The sequence below is a fragment of the Gluconobacter aidae genome (assembly GCF_009547075.1).
Lineage (GTDB): Bacteria > Pseudomonadota > Alphaproteobacteria > Acetobacterales > Acetobacteraceae > Gluconobacter > Gluconobacter aidae.
Genome location: NZ_WIPH01000003.1, coordinates 44670 through 64969, shown reverse-complemented (window position 1 = coordinate 64969; position 20300 = coordinate 44670). Strand labels below are relative to the sequence as shown.

18 protein-coding genes are annotated in these 20300 nt (G+C 63.1%); 10 read left to right on the top strand and 8 right to left on the bottom strand.

Annotation, left to right across the window (positions count from 1 at the left end; all coding sequences use genetic code 11):
- The first annotated feature begins 53 nt into the window (after nt 1-53).
- From GFJ39_RS02495 to GFJ39_RS02480, 4 genes are all read left to right on the top strand, one after another.
- Nucleotides 54-1481: a sugar porter family MFS transporter gene (locus GFJ39_RS02495; RefSeq protein ID WP_228391747.1), complete on the top strand. Its 1428-nt coding sequence runs from the start codon at nt 54-56 to the stop codon at nt 1479-1481.
- Between the two features lie 87 nt (nt 1482-1568).
- Nucleotides 1569-1991 carry a hypothetical protein gene (locus tag GFJ39_RS02490; protein ID WP_153429489.1) on the top strand — a complete coding sequence of 141 codons (423 nt, stop codon included), beginning with the start codon at nt 1569-1571 and terminating at the stop codon, nt 1989-1991.
- 139 nt (nt 1992-2130) lie between these two features.
- Entirely contained in the window at nt 2131-2556 is a 426-nt protein-coding gene (locus tag GFJ39_RS02485; protein WP_153429487.1) for a hypothetical protein, read from the top strand.
- 20 nt (nt 2557-2576) lie between these two features.
- Entirely contained in the window at nt 2577-3314 is a 738-nt protein-coding gene (locus GFJ39_RS02480) for a DUF4097 family beta strand repeat-containing protein (RefSeq protein WP_194285262.1), read from the top strand.
- On the opposite strand, the gene GFJ39_RS02475 is transcribed toward GFJ39_RS02480, so the two are convergent.
- The 5 genes from GFJ39_RS02475 to GFJ39_RS02455 form a co-directional block, all read right to left on the bottom strand.
- On the bottom strand, nt 3305-4099 hold the full coding sequence (locus tag GFJ39_RS02475; protein WP_153429483.1) for an RluA family pseudouridine synthase: 795 nt from the start codon (nt 4097-4099) through the stop codon (nt 3305-3307). The genes GFJ39_RS02480 and GFJ39_RS02475 overlap by 10 nt on opposite strands.
- Entirely contained in the window at nt 4089-6770 is a 2682-nt protein-coding gene (locus GFJ39_RS02470; RefSeq protein ID WP_153429481.1) for an FtsK/SpoIIIE family DNA translocase, read from the bottom strand. Before GFJ39_RS02470 ends, GFJ39_RS02475 begins: the two co-directional genes overlap by 11 nt.
- Before the next feature lie 154 nt (nt 6771-6924).
- Entirely contained in the window at nt 6925-7524 is a 600-nt protein-coding gene (gene rsmD, locus GFJ39_RS02465; RefSeq protein ID WP_153429479.1) for a 16S rRNA (guanine(966)-N(2))-methyltransferase RsmD, read from the bottom strand.
- A gap of 3 nt (nt 7525-7527) precedes the next feature.
- A complete protein-coding gene (locus GFJ39_RS02460; RefSeq protein WP_153429477.1) occupies nt 7528-8322 on the bottom strand; it encodes a pseudouridine synthase in 795 nt (264 codons plus the stop codon).
- Entirely contained in the window at nt 8319-9065 is a 747-nt protein-coding gene (locus GFJ39_RS02455; protein WP_153429475.1) for a gamma-glutamyl-gamma-aminobutyrate hydrolase family protein, read from the bottom strand. The genes GFJ39_RS02460 and GFJ39_RS02455 overlap by 4 nt, the downstream gene beginning before the upstream one ends.
- Nucleotides 9066-9116: 51 nt before the next feature.
- Here GFJ39_RS02455 and GFJ39_RS02450 point away from each other — a divergent pair, with 51 nt between their 5' ends.
- Together GFJ39_RS02450 and GFJ39_RS02445 are read left to right on the top strand one after the other, a co-directional pair.
- Nucleotides 9117-9578: a nucleoside deaminase gene (locus tag GFJ39_RS02450; protein WP_153429473.1), complete on the top strand. Its 462-nt coding sequence runs from the start codon at nt 9117-9119 to the stop codon at nt 9576-9578.
- Between the two features lie 119 nt (nt 9579-9697).
- Nucleotides 9698-11254: a Do family serine endopeptidase gene (locus tag GFJ39_RS02445; RefSeq protein WP_153429471.1), complete on the top strand. Its 1557-nt coding sequence runs from the start codon at nt 9698-9700 to the stop codon at nt 11252-11254.
- 130 nt (nt 11255-11384) lie between these two features.
- Here the strand turns inward: GFJ39_RS02445 and GFJ39_RS02440 are convergent, their stop codons facing one another.
- Nucleotides 11385-12746 carry a lipopolysaccharide biosynthesis protein gene (locus tag GFJ39_RS02440; RefSeq protein WP_228391746.1) on the bottom strand — a complete coding sequence of 454 codons (1362 nt, stop codon included), beginning with the start codon at nt 12744-12746 and terminating at the stop codon, nt 11385-11387.
- 196 nt (nt 12747-12942) lie between these two features.
- On the opposite strand from GFJ39_RS02440, the gene GFJ39_RS02435 reads away from it, so the two are divergent.
- Entirely contained in the window at nt 12943-14073 is a 1131-nt protein-coding gene (locus GFJ39_RS02435) for a CDP-glycerol glycerophosphotransferase family protein (RefSeq protein ID WP_153429469.1), read from the top strand.
- Nucleotides 14074-14093: 20 nt separating this feature from the next.
- Here GFJ39_RS02435 and GFJ39_RS02430 read toward each other — a convergent pair whose 3' ends face one another.
- Nucleotides 14094-15452: an L-serine ammonia-lyase gene (locus tag GFJ39_RS02430; RefSeq protein WP_153429467.1), complete on the bottom strand. Its 1359-nt coding sequence runs from the start codon at nt 15450-15452 to the stop codon at nt 14094-14096.
- Nucleotides 15453-16517: a low specificity L-threonine aldolase gene (locus tag GFJ39_RS02425; protein ID WP_325062796.1), complete on the bottom strand. Its 1065-nt coding sequence runs from the start codon at nt 16515-16517 to the stop codon at nt 15453-15455.
- Nucleotides 16518-16600: 83 nt separating this feature from the next.
- Here GFJ39_RS02425 and folD point away from each other — a divergent pair, with 83 nt between their 5' ends.
- Genes folD through GFJ39_RS02410 form a run of 3 tightly spaced genes read left to right on the top strand, consistent with a single transcriptional unit; the run spans nt 16601 to nt 20297 of the window.
- Nucleotides 16601-17515 carry a bifunctional methylenetetrahydrofolate dehydrogenase/methenyltetrahydrofolate cyclohydrolase FolD gene (gene folD, locus GFJ39_RS02420; protein ID WP_153429464.1) on the top strand — a complete coding sequence of 305 codons (915 nt, stop codon included), beginning with the start codon at nt 16601-16603 and terminating at the stop codon, nt 17513-17515.
- Entirely contained in the window at nt 17512-18264 is a 753-nt protein-coding gene (locus tag GFJ39_RS02415) for a methylenetetrahydrofolate reductase (protein WP_153429462.1), read from the top strand. Before folD ends, GFJ39_RS02415 begins: the two co-directional genes overlap by 4 nt.
- Nucleotides 18265-18296: 32 nt before the next feature.
- The gene (locus GFJ39_RS02410) at nt 18297-20297 is read left to right on the top strand and encodes a M1 family metallopeptidase (protein ID WP_153429461.1); all 2001 of its coding nucleotides are present in this window, start codon (nt 18297-18299) and stop codon (nt 20295-20297) included.
- Nucleotides 20298-20300: the final 3 nt, after the last annotated feature.

Here is a 20300-nt window from a genome sequence, read left to right as displayed (position 1 = left end):
CGTATGAAAGATTGATGTCATTTGATGACTGCATGGAAGGAACACACTGCCCTATGACCGATCAGGCCGGAACGACAGGGATCATTTCGCCGCAGGAGGACAGCAGTTCTTCCATTTTCGACGCAACGCGCTTCAAAATCATCGCCATCGGCGTGATCGCTGCGCTGGCGGGTCTCATGTCCGGTCTTGATATTGGTGTGGTGGCAGGGGCGCTGGACCTGTTCGGCAAGGAGTATCACGCTTCCACCATCGCGCTGGAATGGGTCGTCAGCTCCATGATGGCCGGTGCGGCGGCCGGTGCGCTGAGCGCGGGCTGGATGTCGAAGACGCTTGGGCGCAAACACTCCCTGATTCTGGGTGGTGCGATCTTCGTGATCGGAACGATTGGCTGCGCGATGAGCTGGTCGGTCGCGTCCATGATTTCCTTCCGGGTGGTCATGGGGATCGCGGTTGGGATTTCCGCCTTCACGGCCCCGCTTTACCTGTCTGAAATCGCCAGCGAGGACGCGCGCGGGGCGATGGTGTCGATCTATCAGCTCATGGTGACGGTCGGCATTTTCATCGCGTTCCTGTCCGACACGTATTTCTCCTATAGCGGCAACTGGCGCTGGATGTTCGGCGTGGCGGGTATTCCGGCCATTCTGTTCCTGATCGGCGTGCTGTTCCTGCCCTATAGCCCGCGCTGGCTGATGGCGCAGGGACGTCACAAGGAAGCGCGGCAGATCCTGCTGGATCTTCGAAATGATCCACTGGAAGCCGCCAAGGAAATCCGTGCCATCCGCGAGCAGCTTGAGACGAAGCAGGAAGGGTTCAGACTCTTTCGCACAAACTCCAACTTCCGTCGCTCCGTCGCGCTTGGGGTGATGCTCCAGATGATGCAGCAGCTCGCTGGCATCAATATCGTCATGTATTACGCGCCCAACATTCTCGCGGCGGCGCATTTCGATGCGCAGTCGCAGATGTGGTGCACGGCCATCATCGGTCTGGTGAACATGCTGGCGACCTTCGTGGCGCTGGGCCTGGTCGATCGCTGGGGGCGCAAGCCGATCCTCTATGCGGGTTTCACGATCATGGCGCTTGGCATGGGTGTTCTGGCCATGCTGCTCCAGACCGGCATGACCACGCAGTCCTCGCAGATCGCGGCCGTCTTCCTGCTGATGATTTTCTGCGCCGGTTTTGCCATGTCGGCGGGTCCGCTGACATGGGTCCTGTGTTCCGAAATCCAGCCGCTGGCCGGACGTGATTTCGGGATTGCCATCTCGACCTTCACCAACTGGATGACAAATCTTCTGGTGGGTGTCAGCTTCCTGACGCTCATGCAGACCTTTGGGACGGCGGGCACGTTCTGGCTCTTCGCCGGGCTGAACGCGCTGTTCCTGCTGCTGACGATCCTCTTCGTCCCCGAGACCCGGGGCATGTCTCTTGCGGTGATTGAAAAACGGCTCATGCAGGGTGTGAAACTCCGCAAACTGGGCCGCTAGAGTTTTCCGGGCATCACCATCGAGTGACCATGCGCCCGGCCCCTCTGGCCGGGCGTTTTCATGTAAACCTTCACAAAGGAAACGCGCTTGAGCGAATTCTCCAGATCCTCCCGTGACTTCAGCCGCAATGTGGGCAGGGGCGGCGTCCTGCTTGTCTATGCGCTTTATATCGCCCGCTTCTTTACGGGGATCAGTCTTCTGGTGGGTGTGATCCTTGCCTATATTCTGCGCGGATCGACCGTCGGAGTGGAGCGGGTGCATCTGAACTGGCTGGTGCGCCTGTTCTGGTACGACGTGGCGTTCATCATCGGCACGGCCGCCCTGTTCCTGGCCTGCTTCGTGACGGAACCGCCGGGAAGTTCAGGTCCGGGTCAGCTTCTTTTCCTGCTGCCGATCGGCATTTTCGTTGTGTGGAATATCGTCCTGCTGGTCGCGCTCATTGTGGGGCTGCGGGGCTTTCTGGCCGGACGTGGTCCGTTGCCGGAACGCTTCCGCGCGCTGGCCGAGTAGGTTTCGTCGTCGAACTGGCGTAATTCGCCAGTTTCCCGGCTTTCGGAGTGGCTACTCTTGCCTGAACGTCGGTAAATCCGGTTCTGGCACGGTTCATGCATCAGGGTTGCTGTCGAGTTTTCCCAGAGGAGCTTCCCTCATGTACGCATCCTACGCCCCGTATGAACCCGCAAACCGCTACGGCCGCGGAGACGACGCCGAAACCGGGCGCGATCTGGTCCTGCTGGTTTATGCCCTGTACATCGCCGGCTTCTTCACGGGCGTGACCGCCCTGATCGGGGTGATGATTGCGCATTCAGGCCGCCGCTCCGCGACGGGTCTGAAGCGCGCGCAGCTGAACTGGCAGATCCGGATGTTCTGGTACGGCGTTCTGGCCCTGACGGTCATCGGGATGATCCATCTCATGGTCGCGGGTCTGGGCGCCATCACGGGCGGCCTCGGACTGGTGTTCATGGTGGTGCCATGGGGGCTGACGCTCGCCTGGGGAATCCTTACGGCCTGGGCGATCGCGCGCGGCGTTCATGCCGCTCTGCTCAACCGCCCCGTTGCCGCTGTACAGTTCTGAAGCCGGAAAGATCCCATCCCATGACCCGTTTCACGTTCTCTCTTCCTATCCTCGCCCTCGGGACCGCACTGGCCTTTCCGGTCTGTGCCGCGCCGTTGAGCCAGTCCTCCATTTCGGACGATATTTCCCAGTCCACCCTGCCCGAAGGCGGAAAATTCTCCACCGTCAGCGGAGGTGTCACCATCGGGACATCGGACGGCACCCTGTCCGTCCGGACCGTCAGCGGTGACATTCATGTCACGCAGTCCCGCGGCCCGCTCGATGTCCATACGGTCAGCGGTACGCTGGATGTGGAGCACGCCGCCGGAGCCGTCGAAGTCCGCAGCGCGAGTGGAAACGTCACGCTGGATCACACGGGCGGCGCCGTCTCCATCCGCACCATGAGCGGCGAGAGCACTCTCGATCACGCCGGCCGGGATATCATGATCCGCAGTATCAGCGGAGACATGACCCTGATGCTCGACGCTGCATCCCAGATGCGCACGATCGATATCGGCACGATCAGCGGCGATATGACGATCCATCTGCCGCATGGCTTTGGCGGAACATTCGACATCCGCCTGAAACAGCGCCGTTCAGAGACGACGCTCCCTCTTCAGCAGTCCCTCGGCCTCACGGTGCGGATGGGGAACTGGGAGAAGGACTCCGGCAATTCGGAAGAGGTCCGGACGATTACGGCCACCGGCAAGGTCGGTGATGGCCGCGATCACATTATCGTCCGCGGCGTGGCCGGGTCCCTGAAGCTCGTTCAGGACTGAGCATCGCTTTCAAAGCCCATCGCCCGTAGCGTCTCCGCCATGAACTCCGGCGGAGGCGCCTGCGCGCTGAGCGTATCGGATGGCAGGCCCAGTTCCAGACTGCGGGCCAGAAGATGCAGCCCCGGCGGGGCTGAGCCGTCCGGAGCAGGGGCCCCATAAACCGGATCACCAAGGATGGGTGTGCCCAGCTCCGCGCAATGGATGCGCGCCTGATGCGTCCGCCCCGTAAGCAGTTCCAGTTCCACCCAGCACCGACCCTCGCCACGCCCCAGAACCCGCCAGCGTGTGCGGGCTTCGTCGCCCTTTGCATCAACGACCATCCGCCAGCCCGAGGCGTCAGACTGACGCAGAAGCGGCGCGTCGATCTCGCCGCTGTCCTGCGGAAGATCACCCACCACGACGGCCCAGTACAGCTTGCGGACCCGCCGTTCCTGAAACGCTTTCTGTGCTTCGATCAGCGCCGTCTTGCGCCGTGCGATGAGCAGACAGCCGGAGGTGTCCGCGTCCAGCCGATGCGCCAGCCATGGGCCTCCGCGTGGATGGGGCAGCAGTCGCGTTTCAACGGAATCCTGCGTGGAGGGGCCGGGATGAACGGCCAGACCCGCCGGCTTGTCGAAGACCAGGAAGCGGGGGGTTTCCAGCAGGACGGGAAGCGCCATCCCATCATGAAAAGGCGTATGGGGACCGGCATCAGTGGATCGGGCCTGTTCGCTCAGGCGGGGCTGTCTGTGCGACCTGCGTGACGCTTTCGCGCGCCGGATCCGCTCCTTGCGGTCAGTCTTCATACTCCTCCTTGCGGCGTACAAGGATTTCGCGCTTGCCCACATGGTTGGCGGCGCCGATGATGCCTTCCTTCTCCATCTGGTCGATCAGCTTGGCGGCGCGGTTATAGCCGATCGAGAGATGACGCTGGATGAAGCTCGTGGAGGCGCGGCCTTCGCGCATGACGATGTCCACCGCCTGATCGAACAGGCTGGCCTCCCCGTCGCCGCCCGAGCCGGACCCTGCCGTCAGGCCGCCCGCGCTGTCGTCATCCTGTCCGGAGACCACGTCGTCGTTATAGATCGGGTCGCCCTTGGAGCGCAGATCAGCAACGACGGCTTCGACTTCATCGTCGGCCACGAACGGGCCGTGGACGCGGGTGATGCGTCCGCCACCCTGCATGAACAGCATGTCACCCTGGCCCAGAAGTTGTTCGGCGCCCTGTTCCTGAAGGATCGTGCGGCTGTCGAACTTGCTGATGACCTGAAAGGAAATCCGGGTTGGGAAGTTCGCCTTGATGGTGCCGGTGATGACGTCAACGGACGGCCGCTGCGTCGCCATGATGACGTGAATGCCGGCCGCACGGGCCTTCTGCGCCAGACGCTGCACCGCTGTTTCGATCTCCTTGCCCGCAACCATCATGAGATCGGCCATCTCATCGATGACGACGACGATATAGGGCAGGTTTTCCGTCGCGACCTGCTGCTCGTCGAATACCGGACGTCCCGTCTCGGGATCGAAGCCGGTCTGGACGCGCTTGGTGACCATCTCGCCCGTGGCGCGGAGCTGGTTCACGCGCTCGTTGTAGCCGTTGATGTTGCGGACCTGAAGCTGCGCCATCAGGCGATAGCGGCGGTCCATTTCCTGCACGGTCCATTTCAGCGCGCTGACGGCCTTGGTCGGCTCCGTCACCACCGGTGTCAGGAGATGTGGAATGCCGTCATAGATCGACAGTTCGAGGATCTTGGGATCGATCATGATGAGGCGGCACTCTTCCGGGCTGAGCCGGTAGAGCAGCGAGAGGATCATGGCATTCACGCCGACCGACTTACCCGAACCCGTCGTCCCCGCGACAAGCAGATGCGGCATTTTCGCGAGGTCGGTATAGACCGGAACGCCTGCGATATCCTTGCCGAGCGAGATCTGGAGACGGCCGCTTCCGTTCGTCCATTCGGGGGTGCGGAGCAGTTCGGAGAAGTAGACCGTCTCGCGCTTGGCGTTGGGTACCTCGATGCCGATGACGTTGCGTCCCGGTACGGTCGCGATGCGCACGCTCAGAACCGAAAGCGAGCGCGCGATGTCGTCGGCAAGGCCGATCACTCGGGATGAGCGGATGCCGGGCGCAGGTTCAAGTTCATAGAGTGTGACGACCGGTCCCGCATGGATGTCACCGATCGTGCCCTGTACGCCGTAATCGGCCAGAACGCTTTCCAGCAGTCGCGCGTTGGACTGCAACGTCTCCTGCGAAGGCCCTGTGACGGCATGCGGCGGCGGCGGGTTCAGCAGGGACAGCGACGGCAGTTCCCAGCCGGTCGTCAGGGCATCGCGCGGGGCCGCGGGGCGCACGGGAGCCTGTTCGGCAGGCCGTTCCGGACGACGCATGCCGAACAGGCCGCGCTTCTGCGGTTCAGGTTCCGGAATGGCCTCGATGCTGCTCTGGGGCAGATCCTCGTCCATTTCATCGTCCATCTGACGACGCACGGGCGGGAGGGGCGTGTCGCGCTGGCGGGCGATCTGGGCCAGACGCTCGGCATAGGGGTTGGACGGGACGTCCTCTTCTTCGGGTGCGGCGGTCTGGCGGGCACGGACGGCCGCGGCTTCCGTTCGGCTGAGCGGGCGGGTTTCGGTGGCGGGCTGGCTGTAGGGATCGTCCTGCGTGTCCATTGGCGGCTGCATCCAGCCGGTATTCTGTGGCACGAACGGCGCGGGGCGCGAGCGCGGATCGCTCTTGCCGAAGCTGCGGCGCAGGAAGGACAGGGGGGCTGCGTCGGCTGCGGGAACGCCTCCGGCGGGACTGGGTTGGAACTCGTACATCCGCGGATCGGGTGCGGGCCGATCGGAAGTCTGTGGACCGTTCATGCGTTTGGCCATTGCGAAAGGCTGGCGTCCCAGAAGCATGAACGCCTGGCCGAGCACGCGCCATTCGCGGGCTTCAAGCCCCATGGCGAGGGGTAGCAGAAGACCCATTAACAGCAGGACCAGAACGACCGCGATGGCATTGCCTGCCGCTCCGGCTTCCGCATGGGCCGCGTCCAGAAGGCGGTGCGCGCAGGAGACGCCCATCTCGCCGCCCAGCCCGCTGGCTGTCGGCCAGCCAACCTGAAGACCCGGAATGAGAAGCTGGAGCGTGCCGATGAAGGTTGCACCGGCGGGCAGGAGCGCAAGCGCCGCGACGATGCGCATGATGGGCAGGCTCATGCCGTGATGCCGGACCATGCGCCAGGCCCAGGCCAGCAGGACGATGATTGGCACGCCGCTGCCAAGACCCAGCCACTGGATCAGACCATCGGAAATGGTGGCGCCCGTACGGCCCAGAAGGTTCGTCGGCTGCGTTCCGGTCGAGGTATTGAAGGACGGATCGTGCGGATTGAAGCTCCACAGGGCGATCCCGATCGCCACAGCGAGGATCAGCAGAACCAGCCCGAGCAATTCCATGCAACGGGCGCGCAGGGCACTGCGCAGTCTGGGTGTCATGTGCCGGTCATGGGCATCACGGACGATGTTGCGCACTGTACTGGTCGATCGGCTGAACGCGGCCAAGTCTCGTCACCCCGTCGGTTTTCTGGATTGCGGCTTGTAAAACTCGTTCTGAACTATAGCCGACAGGGTACTGAATACAGAGGGAAAATTAAGGAAAAGTGGAGGAATGCTTCCAGATCGTCACCTTTGCCGCGCCAAAACGGCGCTCGCAGAGAATTTCTGGCGTCAATGTGGGCATAAAGTGTTCGGAAGGTGGCATGATGGGCGTAAATTCTTCCGTGGCGCCCGTCTCGGCCACGATCAGCGCGCCCTGCGCCAGCCAGCCGTTGCGCGCCAGGGCCCGCAGGCCCGATTCGATCAGACCTTTGCCATAGGGCGGGTCGAGGAAAACCAGCGTGTAGGGTTCCTGCGCCCTGGGCGGATGCGTGACGCTGCAACTCAGGACGCGGGAGCGGTCCCGCGCCTTGCAGATGTCCAGATTGATCCGCAATGCCGCCAGCGCGCTACGGTCGCGTTCGATGAACGCGGCTTTTTCCGCTCCGCGTGACAGGGCTTCGAGCCCCAGCGCGCCGGTTCCGGCATAGCAGTCCAGCACGAGGGCCTTTTCCAGCTCGTCCCGCCCGTACCAGGGGGCGTGGGCGAGCATGTCGAAAATCGCCTGTCGCGTGCGGTCCGATGTGGGGCGCGTGCTGGTTCCGGACGGCGCGGTCAGGGCGCGGCCCTTGTTGTCTCCTCCAACAATCCGCATGGATCAGCGCGTCCGGTGACGCTTCGGGGCCGGGAGATCCGGCACCTGCTCGCGCAGCGTCTTGCCCGGCACTTCCTCCAGTTCGCGCGCCTTGAGCGATCCAAGCTGGAACGGGCCGTAGGACAGGCGGATCAGGCGGCTGACATGCAGGTTCAGACCTTCCATGACGCGCCGGATTTCACGGTTCTTGCCTTCGCGCAGGCTGACCGTCAGCCAGGAATTGTCGCCCTTCGTGGAGTCCAGAGCCGCCTCGATGGAGCCGTAGCGCACGCCTTCATATTCGAAGCCGTCGATCAGCGAGGCCAGACGCTTTTCGTCCACGACACCAAAGACGCGCACGCGGTAACGGCGGACCCAGGAATTGCCCGGTAGCTCAAGGCGACGGGCCAGTTCACCGTCATTGGTCAGCAGCAGCAGACCTTCGGAATTGATGTCCAGGCGCCCGACGCTGATGACGCGCGGCATGCCCTCGGGCAGCGTGTCGAAGACGGTCTGGCGGCCCTGCGGGTCCTTGTGCGTTGTCATCAGGCCGTCGGGCTTGTGATACCGCCACAGGCGCGTGCGCTCGGGGGAGTCCACGGGCTTGCCATCCACCAGCACGATGTCGCCCGGCTGCACGAAGGTCGCCGGATGCGTGACAATCTGTCCGCCCAGCCTGATGCGGCCATCCTCGATCATGCGTTCGATATCGCGGCGGCTCGCCACGCCTGCGCGGGCCAGCGCCTTGGCGATGCGCTCGCCTTTCGGGCCGGAGGCTTCCATGTCGGGGGCGGTGTTTTCAGTGTTGTCGTCGGTCATCGTGCGGTCTCCACAAGCGCCGCATACAGGCGACGGTCGCCGGGGTCGAGGGAGAATTCGGGATGCCACTGCACACCGATGGCAAAACCGGGCCCTTCAAGCTCGATGGCCTCAATCGTTCCATCCGGCGCGCGGGCGCAGATTCTGGCCGCTCCGGGGTCACGTACAGCCTGATGATGCGAGGAGTTCACCGCCATGCGACCCGCTCCCACGATCCGCGCAAGTTTCGTGCCGGGAACGATCTCGACGTCATGTCCGGGTTCGTGGCGCGGGTTGGGCTGTTCGTGTTGCAGGTCCCCCGGTTGATCTTCAGGCAGATGCTGGATCAGCGTGCCGCCAGCTTCCACGGCCAGAAGCTGCATGCCACCGCAGATGCCCAGAACCGGCTTGCCCTGTGCCAGGGCCGCACGGAGCAGAGCAAGTTCGGCGGCTGTCCGGGCCGGGCGGGGGCTGCTCATCGGGTGTGCCGGCGCGCCATAAAGAGCCGGATCGACGTCGAATGCGCCGCCCGTAACGATCAGCCCGTCCAGCCGCGCCATCAGGGCTTCGGCATTGCAGTCATAACCCAGACAGACCGGCATCCCGCCCGCATCGCTCACCGCTGTCAGGTAGTTTTCCCGCAGCGCATGGAACGGATAGCGCGAGAACTGCCCCGGCCCGCCGGGTTCATGATCCAGCGTCAGGCCGATCAGGGGGGCGCGGCGCGAAGGGGATGGACGGGGAAGGGTCATGCGCCGCATCATCGCATCATGATTCAGGGTGAGACAAGGATTCAGACGGATATCGGCCCGGCCATGCAGACCGCGTTGCAGGCCGCGCGTGAGGCGGCGTCATGCGGAGAAGTGCCGGTGGGCGCGGTCGTGCTCGCATCCGACGGGAGTGTTCTGGCTGTTGCGCGCAATCACGTGGAAGGCGCGTATGATGCCTCCGCCCATGCCGAACTTCTGGCCATGCGCGAGGCCGCCATGCGTCTGCAAAGCCCGCGTCTGACGGACTGCACGCTGGTTGTGACGCTGGAGCCATGCCCGATGTGCGCGGCCGCGATCGTGCATTTCCGGATCGGGCGCGTCGTGTTCGGGGCCTATGATCCCAAGGGCGGCGGTGTGGAACATGGGCCGCGTATTTTCGAGCGTCCGTCCTGTCTGCACCGCCCCGAAGTGATCGGCGGCGTGTGTGAACGCGAGGCGTCGGAGATGCTGAAAGCGTTTTTCCGCAGGCTGCGCGTCGCGTCGCAGAAGAGCCTTCCGGACGCCTGAATTCACAGTCCGTCATGAACTTACGGATGTTTCACACGCCGGTCAGCTTGCGGAACGGGAACGGGGTTCATAGTTCAACGCTATAAGCCACGATGTTTTCGCAACCAGTCGGGATTGACATGACCTCACGCATTCGCACGTCCCTCGCCGCCCTCGCTGCCACCACGATGCTGGTTTCGGCACCGTTCGCTTTCGCGGATACGCCCTCGGTCGCCCCTCAGGCCGGCGCCACGACAGCCGCCAGCGGAGCCATCAAGCCGCAGACTGGCGTCCAGACGCTTCCCAACTTCGTCAATCTCGTCAAGCAGGTGAAGCCGGCCGTCGTCTCCATCACGTCCCACATCAAGGCGGATGTGGCTGACGCGGAGGAAAACGGTCCGGGTGGCGGCGGACAGGGTGGCGGCATGCCGTTTCCGTTCCCCTTCCCGTTCCAGATGATGCCGCAGCAGCAGCCTAACCGCACGGTCGAGGCCCGGGGCTCGGGCTTCATCATCTCGTCTGACGGCTATGTCGTGACGAACAACCATGTCGTGAACGGTGCGACCAAGGTGACGGTCACGCTCGATGACGGCACGACGCTGCCCGCCAAGATCATTGGTCGCGATCCGAAGACGGACGTTGCCCTGCTGCGCGTCAAGGCGAGCGGCAAGCTGCCATTCATTGAACTGGGCGATTCCGATGATGTCCAGCCGGGTGAATGGGTCATTGCCGTGGGCAACCCTTACGGCCTGGGCGGCACGGTGACGGCGGGTATCGTCTCGGCTCTGGGGCGTGACCTGCATTCGGGCGCCTATAACGACTTCATCCAGGTCGATGCGCCGATCAATCACGGTAACTCCGGCGGTCCGCTGTTCACGCAGGACGGCAAGGTCGTGGGTATCAATTCCATGATTATCTCGCCCAATGGCGGCGGCTCGATCGGTATCGGCTTTGCGATCCCGTCTGACACCGTGAAATCCGTCGTGAGCCAGCTTGAAAAGACCGGCCATGTCACGCGCGGCTATCTTGGCATCGAGGGGCAGGACATCTCGCCCACCATGGCGCAGGCCCTGAATCTCCAGTCTCCGGAGCCTGGTGCTCCGCCGCGTGGAACGCTGGTGGCGTCCGTCTCCAAGGGTAGCCCGGCCGAGAAGGCTGGCATCAAGAGCGGTGACGTCGTGACCACCCTGAACGGCAAGCCGATCAAGAACGGCCATGACCTTGCGGTGAAGGTTGTCTCCATTGCGCCGGGCACACCGGCGAGGCTCGGATTGCTGCGGGATGGCAAGCCGATGACGGTGAACTTCACGGTCGGCAACCTGTCCGCGCAGGATCATGCTTCGGGCGATGCCACCGACATCGCGCAGTCCGGCGCTGGCAAGCTGGGTGTGTCGCTGGCGTCCCTGACGCCGAGGGCCCGTCAGGAACTGGGTCTGGATGACAGCGTGCAGGGCGCGGTTGTGGCCGATGTGGTGCAGGGATCACCCGCCGATCAGGCCGGGATCCGTCCGGGCGATATCATCGTTGCGGTTGGCAATCACGTCACGCCGTCGCCCAAGGCCGTGGTCGCGCAGGTGCACGAGGCGCTGGGCCGCAAGCAGCCGCCGCTTCTGCGTATCCTGCGGGATGGACAGCAGCTCTTCGTCGCCGTCTCCCCGAACGGCTCCGACGATGATAGCTCCGACGACGGCCAGTAAGTCAGGCGTCAGGACTGGAAAAGGCGGGAGGGTCTGACTCTCCCGCCTTTTCTTGTGGCTGTTTTTTTTCATATCATATCCGAAATAATTCCGGGCTTTCAGCCTGTTTCGCACTGAATGTGAGTTCGGTTCAGCGTTCCTTCCTGCCGATCCGGTCGTAGAAGAACCAGACGCCCAGTATCTGCGACAGCAGGATCGTGGCATTGCACGCCGCCGTCGACAGACAGGCCCCCGCCAGCCCGAAATGCCGGGTCAGGACGTAAAGCGCAGGGAAATAGACCGCCATGATGGCGGTGCGGTTGGTCATGAGGAACTTCACATGCCCCACGACGATCAGCAGCGGCTCCAGGGGGATGACCAGCAGGCTGAACACCGCCGCCAGCAGCATGATGGAAATATAGAGCGACGTGTGATGCACATGGACATGCAGCAGGAAGCGGAAGATCGTCGAGCCGAAGAACGCCGAGAGCAGCAGAAGCGCGAGTGACAGACCGCTCAGGACGCCGAACATCTTCCACGTCACGCGCTTGAGGCCCCGCCAGTCCTGCCGGTCCCGCATCCGGACCAGTTCGGGATAAAGGACCGGAGAAATGAGCTGCGCTGGTGTGACGATCCCGTCCGCGATCTGCCGGCAGACGCGGAAGACAGCTGCTTCCGCCGGTCCCAGCCCGTTGCCGACCAGCAGCGTTGCGACATGCCCCGAGATGTTGCCCAGCGTCTGATTGACGCTGGCCGCACGGGTGAACTGCCACATGCCAGGAAGCTGCCAGCGCCAGTGCCGGAAGGCCCGGAAATACCGGAACTGGAATTTCCTGTGCAGGATATCCAGCGCGTAATGGATGTAGAAGCCGTAATCGATGATGATCGTCATGGCCCAGACGCACAGGAAATATCCGAGCTTGAGATGCAGCACATAGCCCAGCAGGACGCCGAATGTCTTGGCGAGGGCCGCACAGCTGTCGATGATCGGGACGAGATGGAACTTCCCCGCCATCCGCAGGATGCCGTTCGCCCAGCCTGAATACATCAGCGGGCTGACGAACATGTACAGGTCGGCCAGAAGCCGCACATGCGCGGACCAGTGCGCGGTATGTCCGTAGATCTGCACGCCCACCAGCCCGAACACGATGGCGAACGCTGCCGAGAGCGTGTCGAGGCGGATGCAGAAATGGATCACCCGGTGCAGGAGATCCGTATCGCCATTGCTGAAACTCTCACTGCCGAAACGGATCAGCGTCTGCCAGGACTGCATTCGCGACAGGACGGAGCTGGTCGAGGCCAGTGAATGGATCAGGATCAGCAGCCCGAAGTCGGACAGACCCAAGGCCCGAACGGCCAGGGCGATATAGATGAAGCTGCACAGCGCATTGGCGACGCGGCCGAGGGTGAGCACACTGACGTTTCGGAAAATGGATCTGAAAACGGAGCGCTCGCCGGACATGCGGGCCTTACTGACCACAAAGCCCCGAAACTGTCCATGCCGCGTGGCCATGCCGCAGGGGAATGTCGCAGGAGGCGGATGTTTCTTGACAGAAGGCGATCAGGGATTATGAAGAAATTATTACATATCTCGTTGCCAGGGTTTCTGTCACACGGGATCTGGCAGCGATCCGTTTTTCCTGAAGGCCACACCACGAAAAAATGCAGGTTTCAGCCTGTTTTTTCAGGCAGGACGCATCTCATCAGTCATGAAAATCGCCTTCATCTACATCGCTGAACCATATCAGTGTTACCACACGGCCTCGGTCGCCAGCGCCCTTGCTGCAATTCCGGGCCATGACGTGGTGGAGTATTACAGCTTTCCGGAAACGGTGGAGCATCTCTCCCGCATCCGCCAGGCGCTGGACGTGCCAGCCCTGCCACTGAAGGCTTTTCCCAAATCCCTCAGGGCCCGCCTACTGAAGCGCGCAAGACGGCTCGATCAGGAGCGCCTCGTGGTGCTGCGCGAGAACATTGCCGAGCTGAACCGGTACGATGCGGTGGTGGCGACGGAATACACGGCGGGTGTCCTGAAGGAGATGGGACTTGCCGGCCCGAAGCTCATCCTGCTCATGCACGGGGCCGGGGATCGCTACGTCAATGACGAGCATCTGGTGCGCGAGTTCGATCTGACGCTCGTGCCCGGTCCGAAGGTGGAGAGCTATTTTCAGGACAAGGGCCTGTTGCGTCCGGAGACCACGCGGGTTGTCGGCTATCCGAAATTCGACGTGTTCGAGGCCGCGCAGCGGGAAAAGACGATCTCGTTCGCCAATGGACGGCCCTTTGCGCTGTATAACCCGCACTACCAGCGCAAGCTGACATCCGCTTCAGGCTGGATGATGCCGCTGATCCGGGGCTTCAAGGCCCAGAGCGAGCATGGCCGGAGCGATTACAATCTTGTGGTGGCGCCCCATATCAAGACCTTCCACAGGGGCTTCGGCATCCGCGAGCGTCAGCTCAAACGGCAGCGCAGTCCGGAAGTGATGGTCGATACGGGGTCGTCCGCCATGCTGGACATGACCTACACGTCCCAGGCCGCGCTCTATATCGGCGATGTCAGCAGCCAGGTGTATGAGTTCCTGGGCATCCCGCGTCCCTGCGTCTTCCTGAACCCGCGCAAACTGCCGTGGCGGGATGATCCGTATTTCCTGCACTGGACGCTCGGGGAGGTGGTAGAGGATCTCGACGATCTCATGCCGGCCATCGCCCGTGCGCAGGAGCGTCATGCGCTCTATCGCCCGGCGCAGGAAAAGCTGTTTCGCGAAACTTTTGGCGAGCCGCTTCTGGGGGCGTCCCAGCGCGCGGCCGATGCCATCGCGCAGTTCATGATCGCGGCCTGAGCGCCCTCAGCATAATACCATCAGCATTCAGGGAAATTGACCGCCAGACCGCCGAGGGACGTTTCTTTGTAGCGATGGTTCATGTCGCGGCCCGTCTCGGCCATCGTGCGGATGACCTGATCGAGCGAGACGTGATGCGCGCCATCGCCGTGCATGGCGAGGGACGCCGCGTTGACGGCCTTGATCGCGCCGAAGGCATTGCGCTCGATACACGGAATCTGCACCAGCCCCGCCACCGGGTCGCAGGTCATGCCCAGATGGTGCTCCATCCCGATCTCGGCCGCGTTTTCCACCTGAAGCGGCGTGGCGCCCAGAGCCGCGGCAAGTCCGGCAGCGGCCATCGAAGACGCAACCCCGACTTCGCCCTGACACCCGACTTCCGCGCCTGAAATCGACGCATTGAGTTTGAACAGCCCGCCAATGGCCGCGGCGGTCAGCAGGAACCGGCGCTGCCCGTCGAGCGAATATTCGGGGCAGAACTCGCGGTAATAGCGCAGTACGGCCGGGATCACGCCCGCGGCACCGTTGGTCGGGGCGGTGACCACGCGGCCACCGGCGGCGTTTTCCTCATTCACGGCAATGGCGAACAGGCTGATCCAGTCCATGATCCCATGAGCGGAGGGCTGGTTGCTGCGGCTCTGTTCCTGAAGCCGTTCATACAGCGCAGCAGCCCGCCGGCGCACGTTCAGCCGTCCCGGCAGTGTGCCCGAACGGTGCAGCCCGGCCTCCACGCAGTCCATCATCACGGAGACGATCCGGTCCAGATACGCCTCGACCTCGGCGCGCGGCCGCAGCACGCTCTCATTGGCCAGAACCACCCCCGCGATATCGAGGCCCGTTTCCTGCGTGCGGGTCAGGAGTTCCGCGCCGCTGGTGAAGTCATACGGCATGTCGGGCTGGGCGTAGGTCGCGGTTTCGGTCGCCTGTTCCGGCACGATGAAGCCGCCCCCCACCGAACAGAACCGCGCACAGGCCAGCAGGCGGTCTTCGGCATCGAAGGCCTCGAACTGGAGCGTGTTGGGATGAACCGGCGGGATGGTCTTCGTATCGAGGACGATATCTGTTTCCGGATCGAAGGGCGTGGGATGGCCCCTGAACGGGATCAGATGCGTCTGGTTCACGGCGGTCACGATACTGTCCGCCAGCATTGGGTCCATCGTGTCGGGCTTTTCTCCCGCCAGCCCGAGAATGACGGCCCGGTCCGTCGCATGTCCCCGTGCCGTCCAGGCGAGCGAGCCGTAAAGCGTGACGCGCAGACACGCCACATCCGCCGTATGGGGCAGGGTATCCGCGAAACGTGCGGCCGCGCGCATCGGGCCGACAGTATGCGAAGAAGACGGACCGATACCGATTTTGAACAGGTCAAACAGGCTGATCATTCAGGCGGCAATCTCTGCAAGCAGTGCGTCAACGTCCTGCTCCCGGGTGTAAAAGCTCGGCACAAGCCGGATGAGCGTGCCCGACACCCCCTCGGGCGTCGGCCAGCGATAGAAGGCATAGCCCGCGGCTTCCAGCTCCTTGACGAGAAGATCCGGCAGAATGACGAAGACCTCGTTGCCCTGCGTCTCGAACGGAAGCAGCGCTCCGGCATGGCGGCGCAGACCCTCGACGATCCGCTGCGCCATGGCATTGGCATGCGCGCTGTTCTTCAGCCACAGATCGTCTTCCAGCAATGCGAGAAGCTGCGCGCTCAGGAACCGCGCCTTGGACCACATATGCCCGCTGCGCTTGATGCGCCGCTCGAAATCCTTCAGCGCCGGGCGCGTACGCTCATTGACGAAGAACACGACCGCTTCCGCCGCCAGCGCGCCGCATTTCGTGCCGCCGAAAGACAGGACATCCACCCCGGCTTTCCATGTCGCCTCGGCTGGTGTGCAGCCCAGATGCGCGATGGCATTGCTCAGCCGCGAGCCATCCAGATGGACGAGCAGGTCCTGCTCGTGGGCGATGCCGCACAGCGCCGCCAGATCCTTCAGGGCATAGACCGTGCCCCATTCCGTGGCCTGTGTCAGGGACAGGGCCTGGATGGGCGGCTTGAGAATCCCGCCTTCCGCATTGGCCCGCAGACCCGTCCGCAGAGCCTCGGGGCTCATCCGGCCATCGGCGGAAGGCAGCGTGACGAGCTTGGCGCCATGCATGAAGAATTCCGGCGCTCCGCCCTCGTCATTGCTGATATGCGCGCTCTGGTCGCACAGCACCGCGCCATAGGGTGCCACGAGCGCGGAGAGCGCCAGACTGTTGGCCGCTGTTCCCGTCACGACGGGGAAAACCGCGACTTCCGCCCCGAAGACCTCGCCGAACCGCGCATTCAGGGAGCGGCTCAGGATATCGTCGCCATAGGATCCGACGCTGCCTTCATTGGCGCGCATCATGGCCTCCATCACGGCAGGGCAGGCGGGGGAAACATTGTCACTGGCGAAGTTCTTGCGTATTTCGTCGGTCACGAGACTATCCTCAGTTCCTGCGGCCGTCACGGCCTGTTCGTCAGCGTAACTGAAATGACTGCCAGTTGTCATCCGGAGTGCCCATGAGCATGTTGTCCCCTGAGAAGCCTGCCGAACCGGCGAAGATCATTGACGGCAAGGGCATTGCCCGCGCCCTGACCGATCAGGTGGGCCGCGAAGTGGCAAAATTCGTCGAGCAGGGCAATACCATTCCCGGTCTGGCCGTCGTTCTGGTGGGCAATGACCCGGCCTCTGAAGTCTATGTGAAGAACAAGGCGATCCAGACCCATCGCGTGGGCATGCGTTCCTTCATGCACATGCTGCCGCAGAGCACGTCTCAGGACGAACTGCTGGACCTGATCGCCCAGCTCAACGCCAACCCGAAAATCCACGGCATCCTGGTGCAGCTTCCGCTCCCCGCGCAGATCGACCCGGTTGCGGTGACGAACGCCATTGCTCCGCACAAGGATGTGGACGGTCTGGGCGAGGTCAATGCCGGCCGCCTGTCGCTCGGGATCGACGGGATCGTGCCCTGCACCCCGCTGGGCTGCCTGATGCTGCTCCAGTCCGTGCACAAGGACATGACCGGCATGCGCGCTGTGGTGATCGGCGCGTCCAACCTCGTCGGCAAGCCGATGGCGCAGCTCCTGCTCAAGGAAAACTGCACGGTTACGGTCGCGCATATCCACACCCGCAACACGAAGGAACTGGCCCGGGAAGCGGACATCCTGGTCGTGGCGACGGGCAGGAGCGGACTGGTCCGCGGAGACTGGATCAAGCCGGGCGCGACCGTGATCGATGTCGGCATCACCCGCGTCCCGGCCGAGAACGGCAAGACCCGGCTGGTGGGTGACGTGGTATTCGACGAGGCGCTCCCGATCGCCGCTCACATCACGCCGGTTCCGGGTGGTGTGGGTCCGATGACGATCGCCTGCCTGCTGCACAACACGCTTCAGGCCGCCCGTGCGACGCAGGCCGTCGCGGACGTGTCTTCATGACCCGCGTTTCGGTCGAACTGGTTCCGCGCTCCCCCGAGGCCCTGCTGACGGATGTGCAGACCGTGCGCGACGTTCTGCCGCAGGTCCGCACGCTGAATGTTCCGGACCTGATGCGCTTTGATCTGCGCAGCTACGACGCCGCTTCGCTGGTCACGAAACAGGCGCCGTTCGAGGTCATCCCGCATATCCGTGCCGCCGATATCGCGCCGGGCGCGCCACTGCCGGGCGCGGATCGTCCGGAGCTGACGTCCATCCTCGTCGTCGCCGGCGATCCTCCGCCGGCCGGAAGCGACTGGACGGTCTATCCCAATGCATCGGCCCAGATCATCGAACGTTATCGCCGGGAAGCGCCGCATCTGAAGGTCTATGCGGTGTTCGATCCGTATCGCCGCGCGCCGTATCAGGAACTCGAGGATATTGCCCGCAAACGCGATGCTGGTGCCTGCGGGTTCTTCACCCAGCCGCTCTTCGATATTCCGATGCTCGAATGCTGCATGGACTGGCTGGCGGATGACGCGGTGTTCTGGGGGATTTCGCCCGTTCTGGGCGATAAATCCCGCCGATACTGGGAGCGCGTGAACCATGTGGTCTTTCCGCGTGACTACGATGGAACGCTGGCGGGCAATATCGCTTTTGCGCGCCGGATGCTGGCTATCGTGAGTGAGAAAAACGACAATGCGTATCTGATGCCGCTGAAAGTTGACCTGGCATCCTATCTGGGAGCGCTTGACGACATTATAACGGGTTGAGATCGAATACTCCAACGGAGGGCCTGTCCCGGATGTCTGTGCGCTTTTTTCTGCTTCCTCTGATAGGAGGCGTGCTCGTTCCCGCGGCCCTGCTGCCCAAGCCCGTCATCGCGAAGACCCTTGCTGACCCGGCGGCTGTCTTCGCTCCCCTGAGCCTTCCCGATGCTCCGAACGTCTATCGTTCAGGCTCGGGTCTTCCAGGTCCGCAGTACTGGCAGAATCGCACGGATTACGTCATCCATTCGCGGATCGACACACAGGCTCACGTCCTGCACGGCTCCGAAACCGTGACCTACAGCAACAACAGCCCCGAGGCGCTGGATGTCCTGTGGCTCCAGCTCGATCAGAACATTTACCGTGCCGATACGCGCTCTGCGATCGGTGCGGTCGCCAGCAGTCACAATCTGGCTGGCAACCACACCGACGGCATGGTGATCGAGCATGTTTCGGTCGTGCAGGGCGGCCGCGAAGTGGATGTCACGCCTCTGATTTCCGACACGCGGATGCAGCTCACGCTTCCCCGCACGATCGATCCGCATGGCGTGGCCTTCGTGAAGATCGACTGGCACTACACGCTGCCCGGTCCGTGGGGTGGCCGCACCGCCGTCACACCGACACGCGAAGGCGACATCTATGAAGTCGCCCAATGGTATCCGCGTCTGAGCGTCTATGATGACCGCCGCGGCTGGAACACGCTGCCCTATCTGGGGCAGGAGTTCTTTCTGGAATATGGCAGCTTCGATTACAGCGTGACCGTGCCCTGGAACTACACGCTCGTGGGCTCTGGCGCGCTGCTCAATCCCGAGCAGGTCCTCACCCCCGTCGAGCGCAACCGTCTGGCACAGGCCGCGCAGAGCGATACCCGTGTCATGATCCGCACGCTCGATGACATTACCGATCCCAAAAGCCATCTGAAGCAGAGCGGCGAAGTCACCTGGCATTACGGCATGCGCAACACGCGCGACGTGGCATTCGCGGCCTCGCCGGCTTTCGTCTGGGATGCCGCGCGGATCAATCTGCCGCCGATCGTGCCCTGGGCGAACTATCACGCCGTGCCGCGGCTTGCGATGTCGGTCTATCCGCGTGAAGGAATCGGGCCGCATGGCTGGGACCGCTCGACGGATTACGTCAAACACGCCATCGAGTATTTCTCGTCACAGTGGTTCGAATATCCCTGGCCGAACGCCATCAATCTGGGCGGGCATGGCGCGGGCATGGAATATCCGGGCATCGTCTTCGATGGCATGAGCGATCGCGACCCGAAGCTTTTCTGGATCACGACGCACGAACTGGGCCATGGCTGGTTTCCGATGATCGTGGGCACGGATGAGCGCCGCAATGCGTTCATGGATGAGGGTTTCAATACGTTCATCGACGTCTATGCGTCTGACCACTTCAACAACGGCGAATTCGCCCCCAAGCGTGATCCGGAGTTTGCTCCCAGAACGGGCAATCCCGCACAGGACATCGTGCCGGTCCTGACGGATCCGGACGCTCCGGTGCTGATGACTGCGGCAGACAGCGTCTCAGAGAAATACCGCCACAGCGTGACGTATTTCAAAGCCGCTTATGGACTGAAGCTGCTGCGCGAACAGATCCTCGGACCGGTCCGGTTCGATGCGGCGTTCCGGCGCTATATTGCGGAATGGGCGTTCAAACACCCGTCTCCGTCGGATTTCTTCCGGCTGATGAGCAGCGAAGCGGGCGAGGACCTGGGCTGGTTCTGGCGCGGCTGGTATTTCACCAATGCCGCTCCGGACTATGCGCTCGGAGACGTCCATCATGACGCCGGAAAGCCTGCGACCGTGCAGGTTCGCAATTACGGGTCGCTCCCGCTGCCGGTGGTTCTGCGCGCCGATTATGCGGATGGAAAATCGGAAGAGCTTCGCATCCCGACGGAAGCCTGGCGCCAGAGCAGCGACATTGTGGTTTCGCTGCCGGTTCATGACGGCCTCAAGGCCGTGACGCTCGATCCCGATCACGTCATTCCGGATATCGACCGTGCGGATAACCGGCTGGCGATTACTCCCTGAGAT